We start from the raw sequence: 15047 nt of genomic DNA on the forward strand, positions 1-15047 counted from the left end.
CGTGGTCTACGTGACCGATTGTTCCAATGTTAACGTGTGGTTTGCTTCTTTCGAATTTTTGCTTTGCCATTTGAAATTCCTCCTTATGGAAATAAAATTTTTCAACTTAACAGAATAAATAAACTGTTATGCTTTAAATTTTATAATTATTTAAATTAGTTATTTTTAAAATTTATATTAATATTTATGATGAAGCCCATAACTTAATTATGAACAACATCACAAAAAATTATTACATATTATTTAGCTCTTTTTCCAGCTACTTCTTCTTGAATGCTCTTTGGAACTTCTTCATAGTGATCGAATACCATTGAGTAAGTACCTCTACCTTGAGATCTAGATCTTAAAGTAGTTGCATATCCGAACATTTCTGCTAGTGGAACGTATGCTCTTATAATTTGAGCTCCATTAACAGCTTCCATTCCTTCCATTCTACCTCTTCTTGAGTTGATGTCACCAATAACATCTCCCATGTACTCTTCAGGAACAGTTACTTCAACCTTCATCATTGGTTCAAGTAATACTGGACTTGCTTTTTGCATAGCGTTCTTGAACGCCATAGAACCAGCAATTTTGAATGCCATTTCTGATGAGTCAACTTCATGGTAAGAACCGTGTACTAACTTAACTTTGAAGTTTATAACTTCGTATCCAGCTATTATACCGTTCTTAGCAGCTTCTTGAATACCAGCATCGATTGCAGGAATATATTCTCTTGGAACAGCTCCTCCAACGATAGCATTTTCAAATACGTATTCTCCTTCAGTTGGTTCCATTTCAATTACAGCGTGACCGTATTGACCCTTACCACCTGATTGCTTAGCGTACTTAGCTTCAGCTTTAACAGCAGATCTGATAGTTTCTTTGTAAGCAACTTGAGGAGCACCTACATTACATTCAACCTTGAATTCTCTTTGAAGTCTATCAACGATGATGTCTAAGTGTAACTCACCCATACCAGCGATGATTGTTTGACCTGTTTCTTGATCAGTCCAAGTCTTGAATGTTGGATCTTCTTCAGCTAACTTAGCTAAAGCTAATCCCATCTTTTCTTGACCAGCTTTTGTCTTTGGCTCGATAGCTACAGATATAACTGGTTCTGGGAATTCCATAGATTCAAGTATGATTGGTGCATTTTCATCACATAAAGTATCACCAGTTGTAGTGTTCTTTAATCCGATGATTGCTCCTAATTCACCTGCTTCTAAAGATTCAACTTCTTCTCTTGTATTAGCATGCATCTTAACAAGTCTTCCGATTCTTTCTTTCTTACCTTTTGTTGAGTTAAGAACGTATGAACCACTGTTCATTACACCAGAATAAATTCTTGTGAATGCAAGTTTTCCAACGAATGGGTCAGTAGCAATTTTGAATGCTAATGCAGCCATTGGAGCTTCATCTGAAGCTTCTCTTGAATCTTCTTCACCTTCTAAAGTTTGACCTTGGATAGCAGGAATGTCTAATGGTGATGGTAAGTAAGCAACAACCCCATTAATCATTTCTTGAACACCCTTGTTCTTGTATGAAGAACCACAGATACATGGAACTATTTCGTTAGCTATAGTAGCTTTTCTTAAAGCAGCATGTAACTCTTCTTCAGTTATGTCTTCACCTTCTAGGTATTTTTCCATTAATTCTTCATCAGTTTCAGCTATTGCTTCTATCATAGCCATTCTGTATTCTTCAGCTTGATCAGCTAAATCTGCAGGAATTTCTTCAATTCTTACATCTTTACCTAAATCATCGTAAGTTATGATAGCATGGTTAGCTATTAAGTCAACCATTCCTCTGAAGTCAGCTTCAGCACCTACTGGTATTTGTATTGGAACTGCATTTGCTTTTAATCTATCTCTTACAGTGTTTATACATCTGAAGAAGTCAGCACCTGTAGCATCCATTTTATTAACATATATCATTCTTGGAACGCCATACTTATCTGCCTGTCTCCAAACAGTTTCAGTTTGTGGTTCAACACCACTCTTAGCGTCAAGAACTGTAACAGCTCCGTCAAGAACTCTTAATGATCTCTCAACCTCAACTGTAAAATCTACGTGTCCTGGAGTATCGATTATGTTTAATTCATGACCTTCCCAGAAACAAGTTGTAGCAGCAGAAGTAATTGTTATACCTCTTTCTTGCTCTTGAACCATCCAGTCCATTTGTGAAGCACCTTCGTGCGTTTCACCGATTTTGTGAGTTTTTCCAGTATAGAATAATATACGCTCAGTAGTAGTTGTTTTACCAGCATCTATATGAGCCATTATTCCAAAGTTACGGAATTTATCTAATGGATATTTTCTAGCCATTGTATGTCCTCCTCTCAATGAGTAATTTTATATTCGACAAAACTGTTTTGGCACAAGCCAAAACAGTTTTTGTATTAGTATCTGTAGTGAGCGAATGCTTTGTTTGCTTCTGCCATCTTGTGAGTATCTTCTCTCTTCTTAACAGCAGCACCAGTATTGTTAGCTGCGTCTAATAATTCCCCAGCTAATCTTTCAGCCATAACTTTTTCGCCTCTTTTTCTAGCTGCAGCTAAAATCCATCTTAAACCTAAAGTTTGTCTTCTTTCAGGTCTAACTTCTATTGGAACTTGGTAGTTAGCACCACCTATTCTTCTAGCTTTAACTTCTAATAAAGGCATTACATTGTTCATAGCTTCTTCAAATACTTCTAAAGCATCTTTGCCTGTTTTTTGCGCCATTATTTCAAACGCTTCGTAGCATATCTTTTGAGCTACTCCCTTTTTACCATCTTCCATAACGTTGTTTATTAACTTAGTAACAACCTTTGAGTTGTACATTGGATCTGGTAATACATCTCTCTTAGCGATAAATCCTTTTCTTGGCACTTTTCTTCCCTCCTTAACAATTTTAAATTTAAGTTCATCGGTACTCGGTAAAGTCTTACCCTACCGCAAAGTGCTTCGCTTCTTACATTTATATAAACCATATGTATTGCTATCTATAGTGTATAATCAATGCCGAAGATAAGCACTATTTTAGTTTAAGAAACTATTTTTTCTTAGGTCTCTTAGCACCGTATTTAGATCTTCCTTGCATTCTGTTAGCTACTCCAGCACAGTCAAGCGCTCCTCTAACGATATGGTATCTAACACCAGGAAGGTCCTTAACTCTTCCACCTCTTATAAGAACAACGCTGTGCTCTTGTAAGTTGTGTCCTACACCACCGATGTAAGCAGTAACTTCGAATCCGTTTGTAAGTCTTACTCTGGCAATTTTTCTTAAAGCTGAGTTAGGCTTCTTTGGAGTAGTAGTTTTTACAACAGTACAAACTCCTCTTCTTTGTGGACACTCGTTAAGTGCTGGTGCTGTAGATTTGTTAACAACAGTTTTTCTACCTTTTCTTACTAATTGGCTTATAGTTGGCATTTTGTCACCTCCTGAAATTTATTTATCTATATTAAATAAGATAAACGCATATTAATCATTAAGTACTAATGTAGCAGCTGATTTAACATCAATTCCACTCATTTTCCCTAGTTCTTTCATAGTAGATATTTCTACTATCTCTACATTATTCTCTTTAGCAAGCTCTATTAAAGGTAATACAAGCTTACTAATTGCATCTTTAGCTACATATAAAACTTTGCCGTTTCTAATGAGTTTTTGGCATTGCTTTACGCCTATGACTTTCTTTCCTACAATTTTGTCTAACATGAAATCCCCCCTCATTATAAAGTTCATAGAGACATTTGCATGTCTCTATGAATCATGCAGACATTTATCTTGTAGTGTAGCTTTTTAAAAATCACACAATTGGTATTTTATCATTTAAGCATACACATGTCAATAAATTTACATTGTATTATTCAATTACATCAATTGTTTCAATTTCTTCGTCTTCACTCTCTACATCAAGGTCTACAGATCTGTATCTCATCATACCTGTACCAGCTGGAATTAACTTACCTATAATTACATTTTCTTTTAATCCAACTAAAGGATCTACCTTACCTTTGATTGCTGCTTCTGTAAGAACTCTAGTAGTTTCTTGGAATGATGCAGCTGATAGGAAACTATCAGTAGCTAAAGCTGCTTTAGTAATACCTAATAAAGCAATTTCACCTTGTGCTTCTTCTCCTCCAAACTCTCTAACTCTTTCATTTTCAGCTTCGAAGTCGAACATATCTATCATAGTACCTGGTAATAAATCAGTATCTCCTGAATCTGAAACCTTAACTTTTCTTGTCATTTGTCTAACAACAACTTCTAAGTGCTTATCGTTGATATCAACCCCTTGAAGTCTATAAACTTTTTGAACTTCAGAAAGTAAGTATCTTCTAGCTCCTTCAACACCTTTGATATTCATAATATCATGAGGGTTAACTGAACCTTCTGTTATTTCATCTCCAGCTTCTATAACATCTCCATCTGAAACTTTTAATCTTGATCCAAATGGTATGTCGTAGCTACGTTCTTCACCATCAGAACCCATTACGTAAACAGTTCTCTTCTTCTTAGTTTCTTCTACTCTTACAGAACCTGAGATTTCACTTACTATAGCTAATCCCTTTGGTTTTCTAGCTTCAAATAATTCTTCAACTCTAGGAAGACCTTGAGTGATATCCGCACCGGCAACACCACCAGTATGGAATGTTCTCATTGTAAGCTGAGTACCTGGTTCTCCGATAGATTGTGCAGCTATTATACCAACAGCTTCACCAATATTTATTTTTTGAGCTGTAGCCATGTTCATACCGTAACACTTAGCACAAACACCAATCTTACAAGAACATGTAAATACAGATCTAATCTTAACTTTTTTAACACCTGCTGCAACAACTTTATCAGCCATATGTCCGTCAATATATTGATCCTTAGCTACCATTACTTCTCCTGATTCAGGGTTAATGATATCTTCAGCAGTATATCTTCCATATAGTCTTTCAGCTAATCCTTCAATAACTTCGTTACCTTCTTTGATTTCGCTTACTATTATACCTCTATCAGTACCACAATCTTCTTCTCTTACGATAACGTCTTGTGATACGTCAACAAGTCTTCTTGTTAGGTATCCTGAGTCGGCAGTCTTAAGTGCTGTATCGGCATTACCCTTTCTAGCACCGTGTGTAGATATGAAGTATTCTAATACTGAAAGACCTTCTCTGAATGATGCTTTGATCGGTAACTCGATAATTTTACCTGATGGAGCGGCCATAAGTCCTCTCATACCAGCTAATTGTTTTATCTGAGCCTTAGATCCTCTGGCTCCAGAGTCAGCCATCATGAATATTGGATTGAATTTATCCAAACTATCCATAAGTGCATTCGCAACATCTTCAGTAGTTTTACTCCACTTTTCGATTACTCTTTCATATCTTTCATCTTCTGATATGAACCCTCTCTTATACATCTTTTCTATCTTTTCAACAGTTTGTTCTGCATCTTTAAGAAGTTCATATTTAGCATCAGGTACTATCATATCAGATGCAGCTACTGTTACAGCTCCAATTGATGAATAGTGATATCCTAAAGCTTTTATCTTATCAAGCATTATTGATGTATTTGTTGGGCCGTGTTTTGTATAACACTTATCAATAAGCTTTCCTAATGTCTTTTTAGTAATTAAGAAATCAACTTCTAAGTCAAACATAGTTTCAGGATTTTCTCTATCAACATATCCTAAATCTTGAGGTATAGATTCATTGAATATAATCTTACCTACAGTAGTTTTTATAATACCATGTTTCATTTCTCCATTAACTTCTCTAAACATTCTAACGTTAATTGCAGCATGAACAGCTATTTCACCAACGTTGTAAGCCATTATAGCTTCATCTACATCTGCAAAGTAGCTTCCTTCACCCTTCGCACCTTCTTTATCCATAGTTAAGTAATATGAACCTAGAACCATATCCTGTGTAGGAACACAAACTGGCTTACCATCTGAAGGTTTCATTATATTACCTGCTGCAAGCATTAAGAATCTAGCTTCTGCTTGAGCTTCTACTGATAATGGTACGTGAACAGCCATTTGGTCACCATCGAAGTCAGCGTTATATGCTGTACATACTAATGGATGAAGTTTAATAGCTCTTCCTTCAACTAATACTGGTTGGAATGCTTGAATACCTAATCTATGTAGAGTAGGTGCTCTGTTTAGTAAAACTGGATGGTCAGTAATAACTTCTTCAAGTATATCCCATACTTGATTGTTTACTCTCTCAACCATTCTCTTAGCACTCTTAATATTGTGTGCTATTCCATCTTCTACTAATTTTTTCATAACGAAAGGCTTAAATAATTCTAAAGCCATTTCTTTTGGTAAACCACATTGGTACATCTTAAGCTCAGGTCCAACAACGATAACTGATCTTCCTGAGTAGTCAACTCTCTTACCAAGTAAGTTTTGTCTAAATCTACCTTGCTTACCTTTTAACATATCTGATAATGATTTTAGAGGTCTGTTTCCTGGACCAGTAACTGGTCTTCCTCTTCTACCATTATCTATAAGAGCATCTACAGCTTCTTGTAGCATTCTCTTTTCATTTCTAACGATTATATCTGGAGCTCCTAAATCTAAAAGCTTCTTTAATCTGTTATTTCTGTTTATAACTCTTCTGTAAAGATCATTTAAGTCAGAAGTAGCAAATCTACCACCATCTAATTGAACCATTGGTCTTAAATCTGGAGGTATTACTGGAATAACATTGATAACCATCCATCTTGGATCATTTCCAGATTTTCTGAATGATTCAACAACTTCAAGTCTTCTTATTATTCTTACTCTCTTTTGACCTGTGCTAGTTTTAAGTTCTTCTTTAAGATCTCTTCCAGTTGAATCTAAGTCAATTTCTCCTAAAAGATCTTGAACAGCTTCAGCTCCCATTCCAGCTACAAAGCTTTCTTCACCGAACTTATCTACTGCTTCTCTGTACTCTTTTTCACTTAATAATTGCTTCTTAAGTAATGGAGTTTCCTTTGGATCTATTACTACATATGAAGCAAAGTAAAGAACTTTTTCTAAAGCTCTTGGTGACATATCTAAAAGTAATCCCATTCTTGATGGAATACCTTTGAAGTACCAAATGTGAGATACTGGGGCAGCCAGTTCAATGTGCCCCATTCTCTCTCTTCTTACTTTAGCCTTAGTTACTTCAACTCCACATCTATCACAAACGATACCTTTGTATCTAACTCTTTTGTACTTACCACAATGACATTCCCAGTCTTTCATTGGTCCAAATATTCTTTCACAGAATAGACCATCTCTTTCTGGTTTTAATGTTCTATAGTTAATTGTTTCAGGTTTCTTAACTTCTCCTCTAGACCACTCTCTTATTTGGTCAGGTGAAGCTAAACCAATTTGTATAGCATCAAAATTGTTTAATTCAAACAAGGGTATATCCTCCCTTCAATTTTAGTGTTCATCATTGACAAAATCATCTAGTTCTAATTCTTCTTCATGGAACCCATCTAAAGTGAATGCATCAGCATCGAATTCTATATCTTCTTCGATCTCGTCTTCACTTGAAGTGTAGCTATCGTCTCCTACAGGAATATCGTTAACTATTTCTTCTGTTCCTTCAATATTTACCTCTAAATCATCCATATCTTCATCTGCAAATTCTTTTAATTTAACTTCTTCATTTGCATCATTTAATACTTTAACATCTAAACATAAAGCTTGTAGCTCTTTAATTAGAACCTTGAATGATTCTGGAACTCCTGGTTCTGGTATGTTTTCACCCTTTACGATTGCTTCGTAAGTTTTAACTCTACCAACAACGTCATCTGACTTAACTGTTAGTATTTCTTGTAGTGTATGAGCAGCACCATATGCTTCTAACGCCCAAACTTCCATCTCACCGAATCTTTGACCACCAAATTGAGCTTTACCTCCAAGTGGTTGTTGAGTTACTAATGAGTATGGACCTGTTGATCTAGCATGGATCTTATCATCAACTAAGTGAGCAAGTTTTAAGATATACATTATACCAACTGTAACAGGGTTATCAAATGCTTCCCCAGTTCTTCCGTCGTATAATACAGTCTTTCCGTTTGCATTATATCCAGCCTTTTCTAAACATGCTTCAATATCACTTTCAGTTGCACCATCAAACACTGGAGTAGCTATATGCCATCCTAATTGACTTGCAGCCCATCCTAAGTGAACTTCTAATACCTGCCCGATATTCATACGTGATGGAACCCCTAGTGGATTTAAACAAATTTGTAGTGGTCTACCATCTGGTAAGAATGGCATATCTTCTTCTGGTAAAACTCTTGAGATAACCCCTTTGTTACCGTGACGTCCTGCCATCTTATCCCCAACAGATATCTTTCTCTTTTGAGCTATATAACATCTTACAAGTTCATTAACACCTGGATTTAGATCATCACCGTTTTCTCTTGTAAATACTTTTACATCAACGATTATACCTGCTTCTCCGTGTGGAACTCTTAAAGAAGTATCTCTAACTTCTCTAGCTTTTTCACCAAAGATCGCTCTTAATAATCTTTCTTCAGCAGTTAATTCTGTTTCTCCCTTTGGAGTTACTTTACCAACAAGGATGTCACCAGACCTAACTTCAGCACCGATTCTGATTATACCTCTTTCATCTATATCTCTTAAAGCATCTTCTCCAACGTTAGGAATATCTCTTGTTATTTCTTCTGGTCCTAACTTTGTATCTCTTGCTTCACATTCATATTCTTCGATGTGGATAGATGTAAATACATCTTCTCTAACTAATTCTTCAGAAATTAGCATCGCATCTTCGTAGTTATAACCTTCCCAAGTTATGAATCCCATTCTGATGTTCTTACCTAATGCAATTTCACCTAAATCAGTTGATGGTCCATCAGCTAATACTTGGTTCTTAAATACTATTTCACCATTATCAACTAAAGGTCTTTGATTTATACAAGTACCTTGGTTACTTCTCTTGAACTTAAGTAACTTGTAAGTATCAATTCCACCATCTACATCTCTTCTTATTCTTATTTCATCAGCTGAAACGTAAACTACCTTACCAGCGTTTTTAGCTTTAGGTAATACTCCTGAATCTGCAGCTGCTCTGTACTCTATTCCTGTACCTACTATTGGTGCTTGTGGCTTTAATAGTGGAACTGCTTGACGTTGCATGTTTGAACCCATCAGTGCTCTTGATGCGTCATCATTTTCAAGGAAAGGAATCATCGCTGTAGCAACAGAAACGATTTGTCTTGGAGATACGTCAACTAAGTCTACTTCTTTAGCATTAACAACTAAAATGTCATGCTTATGTCTTACAGTAACTCTACTGTCAATAAACTTTCCGTCTTCTCCAATTGGCTCATTTGCTTGCGCAACTAAGTATAAATCTTCTTCATCAGCTGTGAAATATCTAATTTCATTTGTAACTATACCTGTATCTTTATCTATAACTCTATATGGAGTTTCAATAAATCCATATTCATTAACTCTTGCATATGTAGCTAAAGAGTTGATAAGACCTATATTTGGACCTTCTGGAGTTTCAATCGGACACATTCTACCATAATGTGAATAGTGAACGTCTCTTACTTCGAAACCAGCTCTTTCTCTTGAAAGACCTCCTGGTCCTAATGCAGATAATCTTCTCTTATGAGTTAATTCTGATAATGGATTAGTTTGATCCATGAATTGAGATAATTGTGAACTACCAAAGAATTCTTTTATAGCTGCTGATACTGGTCTAATGTTAATTAACATTTGTGGAGTTATAGCTTCTTGGTCTTGAATAGTCATTCTTTCCTTAACTACTCTTTCCATTCTTGATAAACCAATTCTGAATTGGTTTTGTAATAACTCACCAACAGATCTTAATCTTCTATTACCTAAGTGGTCGATATCATCTGTATATCCTACACCGTAAGCTAAACCAATTTCATAGCTTATAGTTGCAAATATATCATCTCTAACGATGTGTTTAGGTATTAATCTATTTATGTTCTTTTTAATCTCTTCTTTTATCGATCCTTCATCATCATAATTTTGTAATATTTCCATTAAAGTTGGGTAATGAACAGCCTCTCTAATGTTTAAATCACTTATATCAAAGTTTACAAATTTATGAATATCAACAAAATGGTTACCTATAACTCTTAAAACTCTATCTTCAACTAAGATATCAACTGAATTAATTCCAACATTTTGGATTGCTTCAGCCATAGTTCTACTGATTTTTTGACCTTGTTCAACCATAACTTCACCAGTTGAAGGGTTTATTATATCAGTCGCTGCTATTTGATTTATAAGTCTTAAGTTTATAGCTAATTTCTTATTAAATTTGTATCTACCAACTCTAGAAAGATCGTATCTCTTTGCATCAAAGAATAAAGAGTCTATTAAAGATACAGCTGAATCAACAGTTGGTGGTTCACCTGGTCTTAATCTCTTATATATTTCTAATAATGCTTCTTCTCTAGTTTTAGTATTATCTTTTTCTATTGTAGCTTTAAATCTTTCTTCTTCACCGAAGTACTCTAAAAGCTCTTGATCGCTTCCGAAGCCCATAGCTCTAGCTAAAATAGTTATTGGAAGCTTTCTTGTCTTATCTATTCTTACATAGATAATATCGTTAGAATCAGTTTCGTATTCTAACCATGCTCCTCTGTTTGGTATTACAGTTGAAGAGAATAATTTCTTACCACTCTTATCAACTGAATAGTTGTAGTAAACTCCTGGAGATCTTACTAATTGGCTTACGATAACTCTTTCAGCACCATTAATAACAAAAGTACCTTGTTCAGTCATTAATGGGAAATCTCCCATAAACACTTCTTGTTCTTTTATTTCTCCAGTTTCATTATTTGTTAGTCTTACAGACACTTTTAATGGAGCAGCATAAGTAGCGTCTCTCTCCTTACACTCTTCCACCGAATACTTAATATTGTCCATATCAAGTTTGTAGTCTACGAATTCAAGTACAAGATTCCCAGTAAAGTTTGTAATAGGATTAATGTCATCAAAAACTTCTAATAATCCTTCTCTTAAAAACCATTCGTAAGAATCCAATTGTACTTCTATTAAGTTTGGCATCTCAGTTACATCTTTAACTTTTGCAAAACTCATTCTAGTTCTTTTTCCAACTTGGACAGGATGTACCATGAATTTTCACCCCTTGTATAAAGTAAAATAACCAAAAACACACTTTCCCTAGGGAATTGTGCTTTCGGAGGCATCACGTCTTAGTATAACCTTTTTTCTAAAAAATTATACTCATTTTCCGCAAGAATATATAGTTTTCCATATTGAACAGTACATTTTGTAATAGTACCATATACAATATTTTTTGTCAATACTTTTGTATATTAATTATATCCTGTTAATATAATAGTATTTTGCCCAATTAACTCCATTATATTAATATATTGACAAATAAAAAAGGTGCTATAAAGCACCTTTTTATATTTAAATAGAAATTACTTAACTTCTACTTCTGCTCCAACTTCAGCTAATTTAGCTTTCATTTCTTCAGCAGCTTCTTTAGCTACAGCTTCTTTAAGAGTCTTAGGAGCTCCGTCAACTATTTCCTTAGCTTCCTTTAATCCTAATCCAGTTAATTCTCTAACAACTTTGATAACCTTTATTTTGTTAGCTCCAGCGTTAGTTAATACTACGTCGAACTCTGTCTTTTCTTCAGCAGCAGCTCCACCAGCAACAGCACCAGCAACAGCTACAGGAGCAGCAGCGCTAACACCAAATTCTTCTTCACATGCAGTAACTAATTCGTTTAATTCTAAAACTGTCATTTCTTTTATAGCTTGAATGATATCTTCTCTTGTCATTTTAAATTCCCTCCAAATTCTTTTTTTAAATTAATAACCAGCAATTATTCAGCTGATTCTGATTCTTTCTTTTCCTTGATTGCATTTAATAAGTATGCAAGGTTTGATAATGGAGCCTTGAAGCTTCCAAGAAGTTTTGCGATAAGAACTTCTCTTGATGGGATTGTAGCAAGTTTTTCAACTCCAGCCTTGTCGTAAACAATACCTTCTACAACACCTGCTTTAAGCTCTAATTTCTTGTGCTCTTTACCAAAGTTAAATAATACTCTAGCAGGAGCAGTAGCATCTTCGTATCCGAATGCTATTGAAACTGGTCCTTCTAAATGTTGAACTAAGTCTTCTAAACCTAATTCTCTAGCTGCTAATGTTACTAAAGTGTTTTTGTAAACTTTATATTCAACACCAGCTTCTCTTAAGCTCTTTCTTAACATTGTATCTTCTTCAACTGTTAAACCTTGGTAGTTAGCTAATGCAACACCTTGAGCTTTTTCTAACTTTTCTTTAATTTCAGCTACTTTAGCTTCTTTTAATGTTCTATTCTTGTTCATCACTGTGTGTCCACCTCCTCACAGTTTCTTAACTGCAAAATATATTAATAAAGGTCTTCCCATAGACATAGGAAGACCAAAATAATTACTTACCTTATTTTGATTCCTAGGTAGGCAATTATTTAAACCTTTCGGCACCTACTGTCTACGGAAACAGTATTCTTTTTTTTCACAACGAAATTTATTATATTATAAACTTAACGTTATGTCAATAATTAATCTAAAACTTTAGTTGGATTAATTTTTGCTCCAGGTCCCATAGTGCTTGAAACAGATACAGATTTAACGTATTGTCCCTTAGCAGCTGCTGGTTTAGCTTTTATTAAAGCTTCCATTAAAGCGTGGAAGTTTTCTTGTAACTTTTCAACTCCGAATGAAACCTTTCCGATTGGGCAGTGAACGATAGCAGTTTTGTCAACTCTATATTCAACCTTACCAGCTTTGATTTCAGCGATAGCCTTAGCTACATCAAATGTAACTGTTCCTGATTTTGGGTTTGGCATTAATCCCTTAGGTCCTAATACTCTACCTAATCTACCAACAACACCCATCATATCTGGAGTAGCAACTACTACATCGTAGTCGAACCAGTTTTCACCTTGGATCTTTTGAACTAATTCTTCAGCTCCAACGAAATCTGCTCCAGCTTCTTGAGCTTCTTGAGCCTTAGCACCCTTAGCGAATACTAAAACTTTAACTGATCTACCAGTTCCGTTTGGAAGAACAACAGCTCCTCTAACTTGTTGGTCAGCGTGTCTTGGGTCAACCCCTAATCTTACGTGTAACTCAACAGTTTCATCGAACTTAGCTTTAGCAGTTTTAACAGCTAAATCTAAAGCTTCTGATGGAGTGTATAAAACACTTTTATCTATTAATTTTGTACTTTCAACATATTTCTTTCCCATAATAAGCCTCCTACGTGGTACTAACGGTTTTTACCTCCCACTTATTTTTAAAGAATTACTCTTCAATAGTAACGCCCATACTTCTTGCTGTTCCTTCGATCATGCTCATAGCTGATTCGATTGAAGCTGCATTTAAGTCTGGCATTTTTAATTCAGCAATTTTTCTAACTTGATCTTTAGTTAGCTTACCAACTTTTGTTCTGTTTGGTACTCCAGATCCGCTTTCTAATCCTAATTCTTTCTTAATTAGAACTGCTGCTGGAGGAGTCTTTAAGATAAAACTAAAAGATCTATCTTGGTAAACTGTTATAACAACTGGTATTATTAATCCAGCTTGGTTAGCAGTTTTTGCATTGAACTCCTTACAGAATCCCATAATATTAACACCGTGTTGTCCTAAAGCTGGACCTACTGGTGGTGCTGGTGTTGCCTTACCTGCAGGAAGTTGTAATTTAATCATTCCTGTTACTTTCTTAGCCATTTACTATTCCTCCTATACTGTGGTAATACGGATTTTATAATAATCCTCCCACTTAATTAAAAACATTAGTTTATATAGTAATATTAAACTAATTTCTCAACTTGATTGAAATCTAGTTCAGCAAGAGTTTCTCTTCCGAACATATCGATTAAAGCTTTTATCTTACGCTTTTCGATGTTTATTTCTTGGATGATCGCTACGAATTCTCTAAGCGGTCCAGAAATAACAATTACACTTTCACCTACTTCTAAATCAATATCAACTGGAACTTCTACAACTCCCATGTTTTCAATCTCTTCATCAGTAAGCGGTACTGGTTTAGAACCAGGTCCAACGAATCCTGTTACACCTCTTGTGTTTCTAACCACATACCATGACTCATCAGTCATTAGCATTTTAATTAGTACATACCCTGGAAATTTCTTTTTAAGTGAAACTTTTTGTTTTCCATCTTTTTCTTCAATAACTTCTTCCATTGGAACTTGGATGTCATGAATTAAAGATTCAAGATTTCTGTTTTCAACAGTCTTCTCAATATTAGCCTTCACTTTGTTTTCATAACCTGAGTATGTATGTACTACATACCATCTTGCTCTTTCGCTCATATATTTTTTAGATGAAAAATTTCACCTAAACCTCCTTTATTTCAGATTAAAAATTAATTTAAAGAGGCTTGAAAAAATATAATCTAACCCACCTACTAATACTATATATATTAGTACAACTACGCCAACTGCAATTAACGCTTTCTTTGTGTCATCTTTAGACGGCCAAGTTATTCTCTTAACCTCTGCCTTAATTTCTCTGAAAAATTTAGCAATACTATTTTTTTCAGATTTACTTTTAGTTTTTACACCTTCTTTAATAGCCATCGTTTCACATCCTTAAACTATCGCGAGTATGTGTCATTACTATATAAGCTAATTATTTTGTTTCTTTATGAGTTGTATGCTTCTTACAGAATCTGCAATATTTGTGCATTTCCATTCTGTCTGGGTTGTTTTTCTTGTTTTTCATTGTGTTATAGTTTCTTTGCTTACACTCTGTGCATGCTAATGTTATTTTAACTCTCACAGTCTGCACCTCCAGTATTTAAATAATCATAAGTCTCTATGCTATTGTGTTTCAGTATTTCGTTAATTACTTTAACACATTATCATAAAACTATTATTATGTCAATAATATCAGCTTTGTAAAGGACTAGGTAAAGTAACCCAGCCCTTTTTTCTTCTGTATTATTCTATTATAGATGTAACAACTCCTGAACCTACAGTTCTTCCACCTTCTCTGATAGCGAATCTTAAACCTTCGTCCATAGCAACTTGAGTTATTAATT

The 15047-nt window shown here is 34.8% G+C and carries 14 protein-coding genes and 1 other annotated feature; all 14 genes read right to left on the reverse strand.

What is annotated here, in order from left to right; translation table 11 throughout:
- Positions 1-239 precede the first annotated feature (239 nt).
- A complete protein-coding gene (fusA, locus tag ARA56_RS15575; RefSeq protein WP_055268348.1) occupies positions 240-2306 on the reverse strand; it encodes an elongation factor G in 2067 nt (688 codons plus the stop codon).
- Between the two features lie 74 nt (positions 2307-2380).
- Complete coding sequence (gene rpsG / locus ARA56_RS15580; RefSeq protein ID WP_032117019.1) at positions 2381-2851, reverse strand: 30S ribosomal protein S7; 471 nt, start codon at positions 2849-2851, stop codon at positions 2381-2383.
- Between the two features lie 163 nt (positions 2852-3014).
- The gene (rpsL, locus tag ARA56_RS15585; RefSeq protein WP_032117018.1) at positions 3015-3392 is read right to left on the reverse strand and encodes a 30S ribosomal protein S12; all 378 of its coding nucleotides are present in this window, start codon (positions 3390-3392) and stop codon (positions 3015-3017) included.
- A gap of 51 nt (positions 3393-3443) precedes the next feature.
- Positions 3444-3680, reverse strand: a complete 237-nt coding sequence (locus ARA56_RS15590) for a ribosomal L7Ae/L30e/S12e/Gadd45 family protein (RefSeq protein WP_055268350.1) — start codon at positions 3678-3680, stop codon at positions 3444-3446.
- Positions 3681-3828: 148 nt separating this feature from the next.
- Entirely contained in the window at positions 3829-7362 is a 3534-nt protein-coding gene (gene rpoC, locus ARA56_RS15595) for a DNA-directed RNA polymerase subunit beta' (protein WP_055268353.1), read from the reverse strand.
- Positions 7363-7383: 21 nt separating this feature from the next.
- Positions 7384-11097: a DNA-directed RNA polymerase subunit beta gene (rpoB, locus tag ARA56_RS15600; RefSeq protein WP_055268354.1), complete on the reverse strand. Its 3714-nt coding sequence runs from the start codon at positions 11095-11097 to the stop codon at positions 7384-7386.
- A 314-nt stretch (positions 11098-11411) separates the two neighbouring features.
- On the reverse strand, positions 11412-11777 hold the full coding sequence (gene rplL / locus ARA56_RS15605; protein ID WP_055268356.1) for a 50S ribosomal protein L7/L12: 366 nt from the start codon (positions 11775-11777) through the stop codon (positions 11412-11414).
- A 44-nt stretch (positions 11778-11821) separates the two neighbouring features.
- Positions 11822-12325, reverse strand: coding sequence for a 50S ribosomal protein L10 (gene rplJ / locus ARA56_RS15610; protein WP_055268358.1), 504 nt, complete (start codon positions 12323-12325; stop codon positions 11822-11824).
- 37 nt (positions 12326-12362) lie between these two features.
- Positions 12363-12494: a sequence feature (ribosomal protein L10 leader region), on the reverse strand.
- Between the two features lie 46 nt (positions 12495-12540).
- Positions 12541-13230 (reverse strand): 50S ribosomal protein L1, encoded by a 690-nt coding sequence (rplA, locus tag ARA56_RS15615; RefSeq protein ID WP_055268360.1) that lies wholly within the window; start codon positions 13228-13230, stop codon positions 12541-12543.
- Positions 13231-13285: 55 nt separating this feature from the next.
- A complete protein-coding gene (gene rplK, locus ARA56_RS15620) occupies positions 13286-13711 on the reverse strand; it encodes a 50S ribosomal protein L11 (protein ID WP_055268363.1) in 426 nt (141 codons plus the stop codon).
- A gap of 83 nt (positions 13712-13794) precedes the next feature.
- Positions 13795-14316, reverse strand: a complete 522-nt coding sequence (gene nusG / locus ARA56_RS15625; RefSeq protein WP_055268365.1) for a transcription termination/antitermination protein NusG — start codon at positions 14314-14316, stop codon at positions 13795-13797.
- Between the two features lie 36 nt (positions 14317-14352).
- Positions 14353-14583, reverse strand: a complete 231-nt coding sequence (gene secE, locus ARA56_RS15630) for a preprotein translocase subunit SecE (protein ID WP_055268367.1) — start codon at positions 14581-14583, stop codon at positions 14353-14355.
- A 52-nt stretch (positions 14584-14635) separates the two neighbouring features.
- Positions 14636-14785: a 50S ribosomal protein L33 gene (gene rpmG / locus ARA56_RS15635; protein ID WP_055268369.1), complete on the reverse strand. Its 150-nt coding sequence runs from the start codon at positions 14783-14785 to the stop codon at positions 14636-14638.
- A gap of 161 nt (positions 14786-14946) precedes the next feature.
- The coding region (locus ARA56_RS16520) for an EF-Tu C-terminal domain-related protein (RefSeq protein ID WP_462804932.1) at positions 14947-15047 on the reverse strand (101 nt) is incomplete at its 5' end.

Origin of the sequence: Clostridium disporicum (assembly GCF_001405015.1) — a bacterium.
GTDB lineage: Bacteria > Bacillota > Clostridia > Clostridiales > Clostridiaceae > Clostridium > Clostridium disporicum_B.

Excerpts from the sequence above, each read along its gene's own strand:
- rpsL (WP_032117018.1), bottom strand. The coding sequence starts at position 3,392 with ATGCCAACTATAAGCCAATTAGTAAGAAAAGGTAGAAAAACTGTTGTT.
- fusA (WP_055268348.1), bottom strand. The coding sequence starts at position 2,306 with ATGGCTAGAAAATATCCATTAGATAAATTCCGTAACTTTGGAATAATG.
- rplA (WP_055268360.1), bottom strand. The coding sequence starts at position 13,230 with ATGGGAAAGAAATATGTTGAAAGTACAAAATTAATAGATAAAAGTGTT.
- rplJ (WP_055268358.1), bottom strand. The coding sequence starts at position 12,325 with ATGAACAAGAATAGAACATTAAAAGAAGCTAAAGTAGCTGAAATTAAA.
- ARA56_RS15590 (WP_055268350.1), bottom strand. The coding sequence starts at position 3,680 with ATGTTAGACAAAATTGTAGGAAAGAAAGTCATAGGCGTAAAGCAATGC.
- rplK (WP_055268363.1), bottom strand. The coding sequence starts at position 13,711 with ATGGCTAAGAAAGTAACAGGAATGATTAAATTACAACTTCCTGCAGGT.
- rplL (WP_055268356.1), bottom strand. The coding sequence starts at position 11,777 with ATGACAAGAGAAGATATCATTCAAGCTATAAAAGAAATGACAGTTTTA.
- secE (WP_055268367.1), bottom strand. The coding sequence starts at position 14,583 with ATGGCTATTAAAGAAGGTGTAAAAACTAAAAGTAAATCTGAAAAAAAT.
- nusG (WP_055268365.1), bottom strand. The coding sequence starts at position 14,316 with ATGAGCGAAAGAGCAAGATGGTATGTAGTACATACATACTCAGGTTAT.
- rpoB (WP_055268354.1), bottom strand. The coding sequence starts at position 11,097 with ATGGTACATCCTGTCCAAGTTGGAAAAAGAACTAGAATGAGTTTTGCA.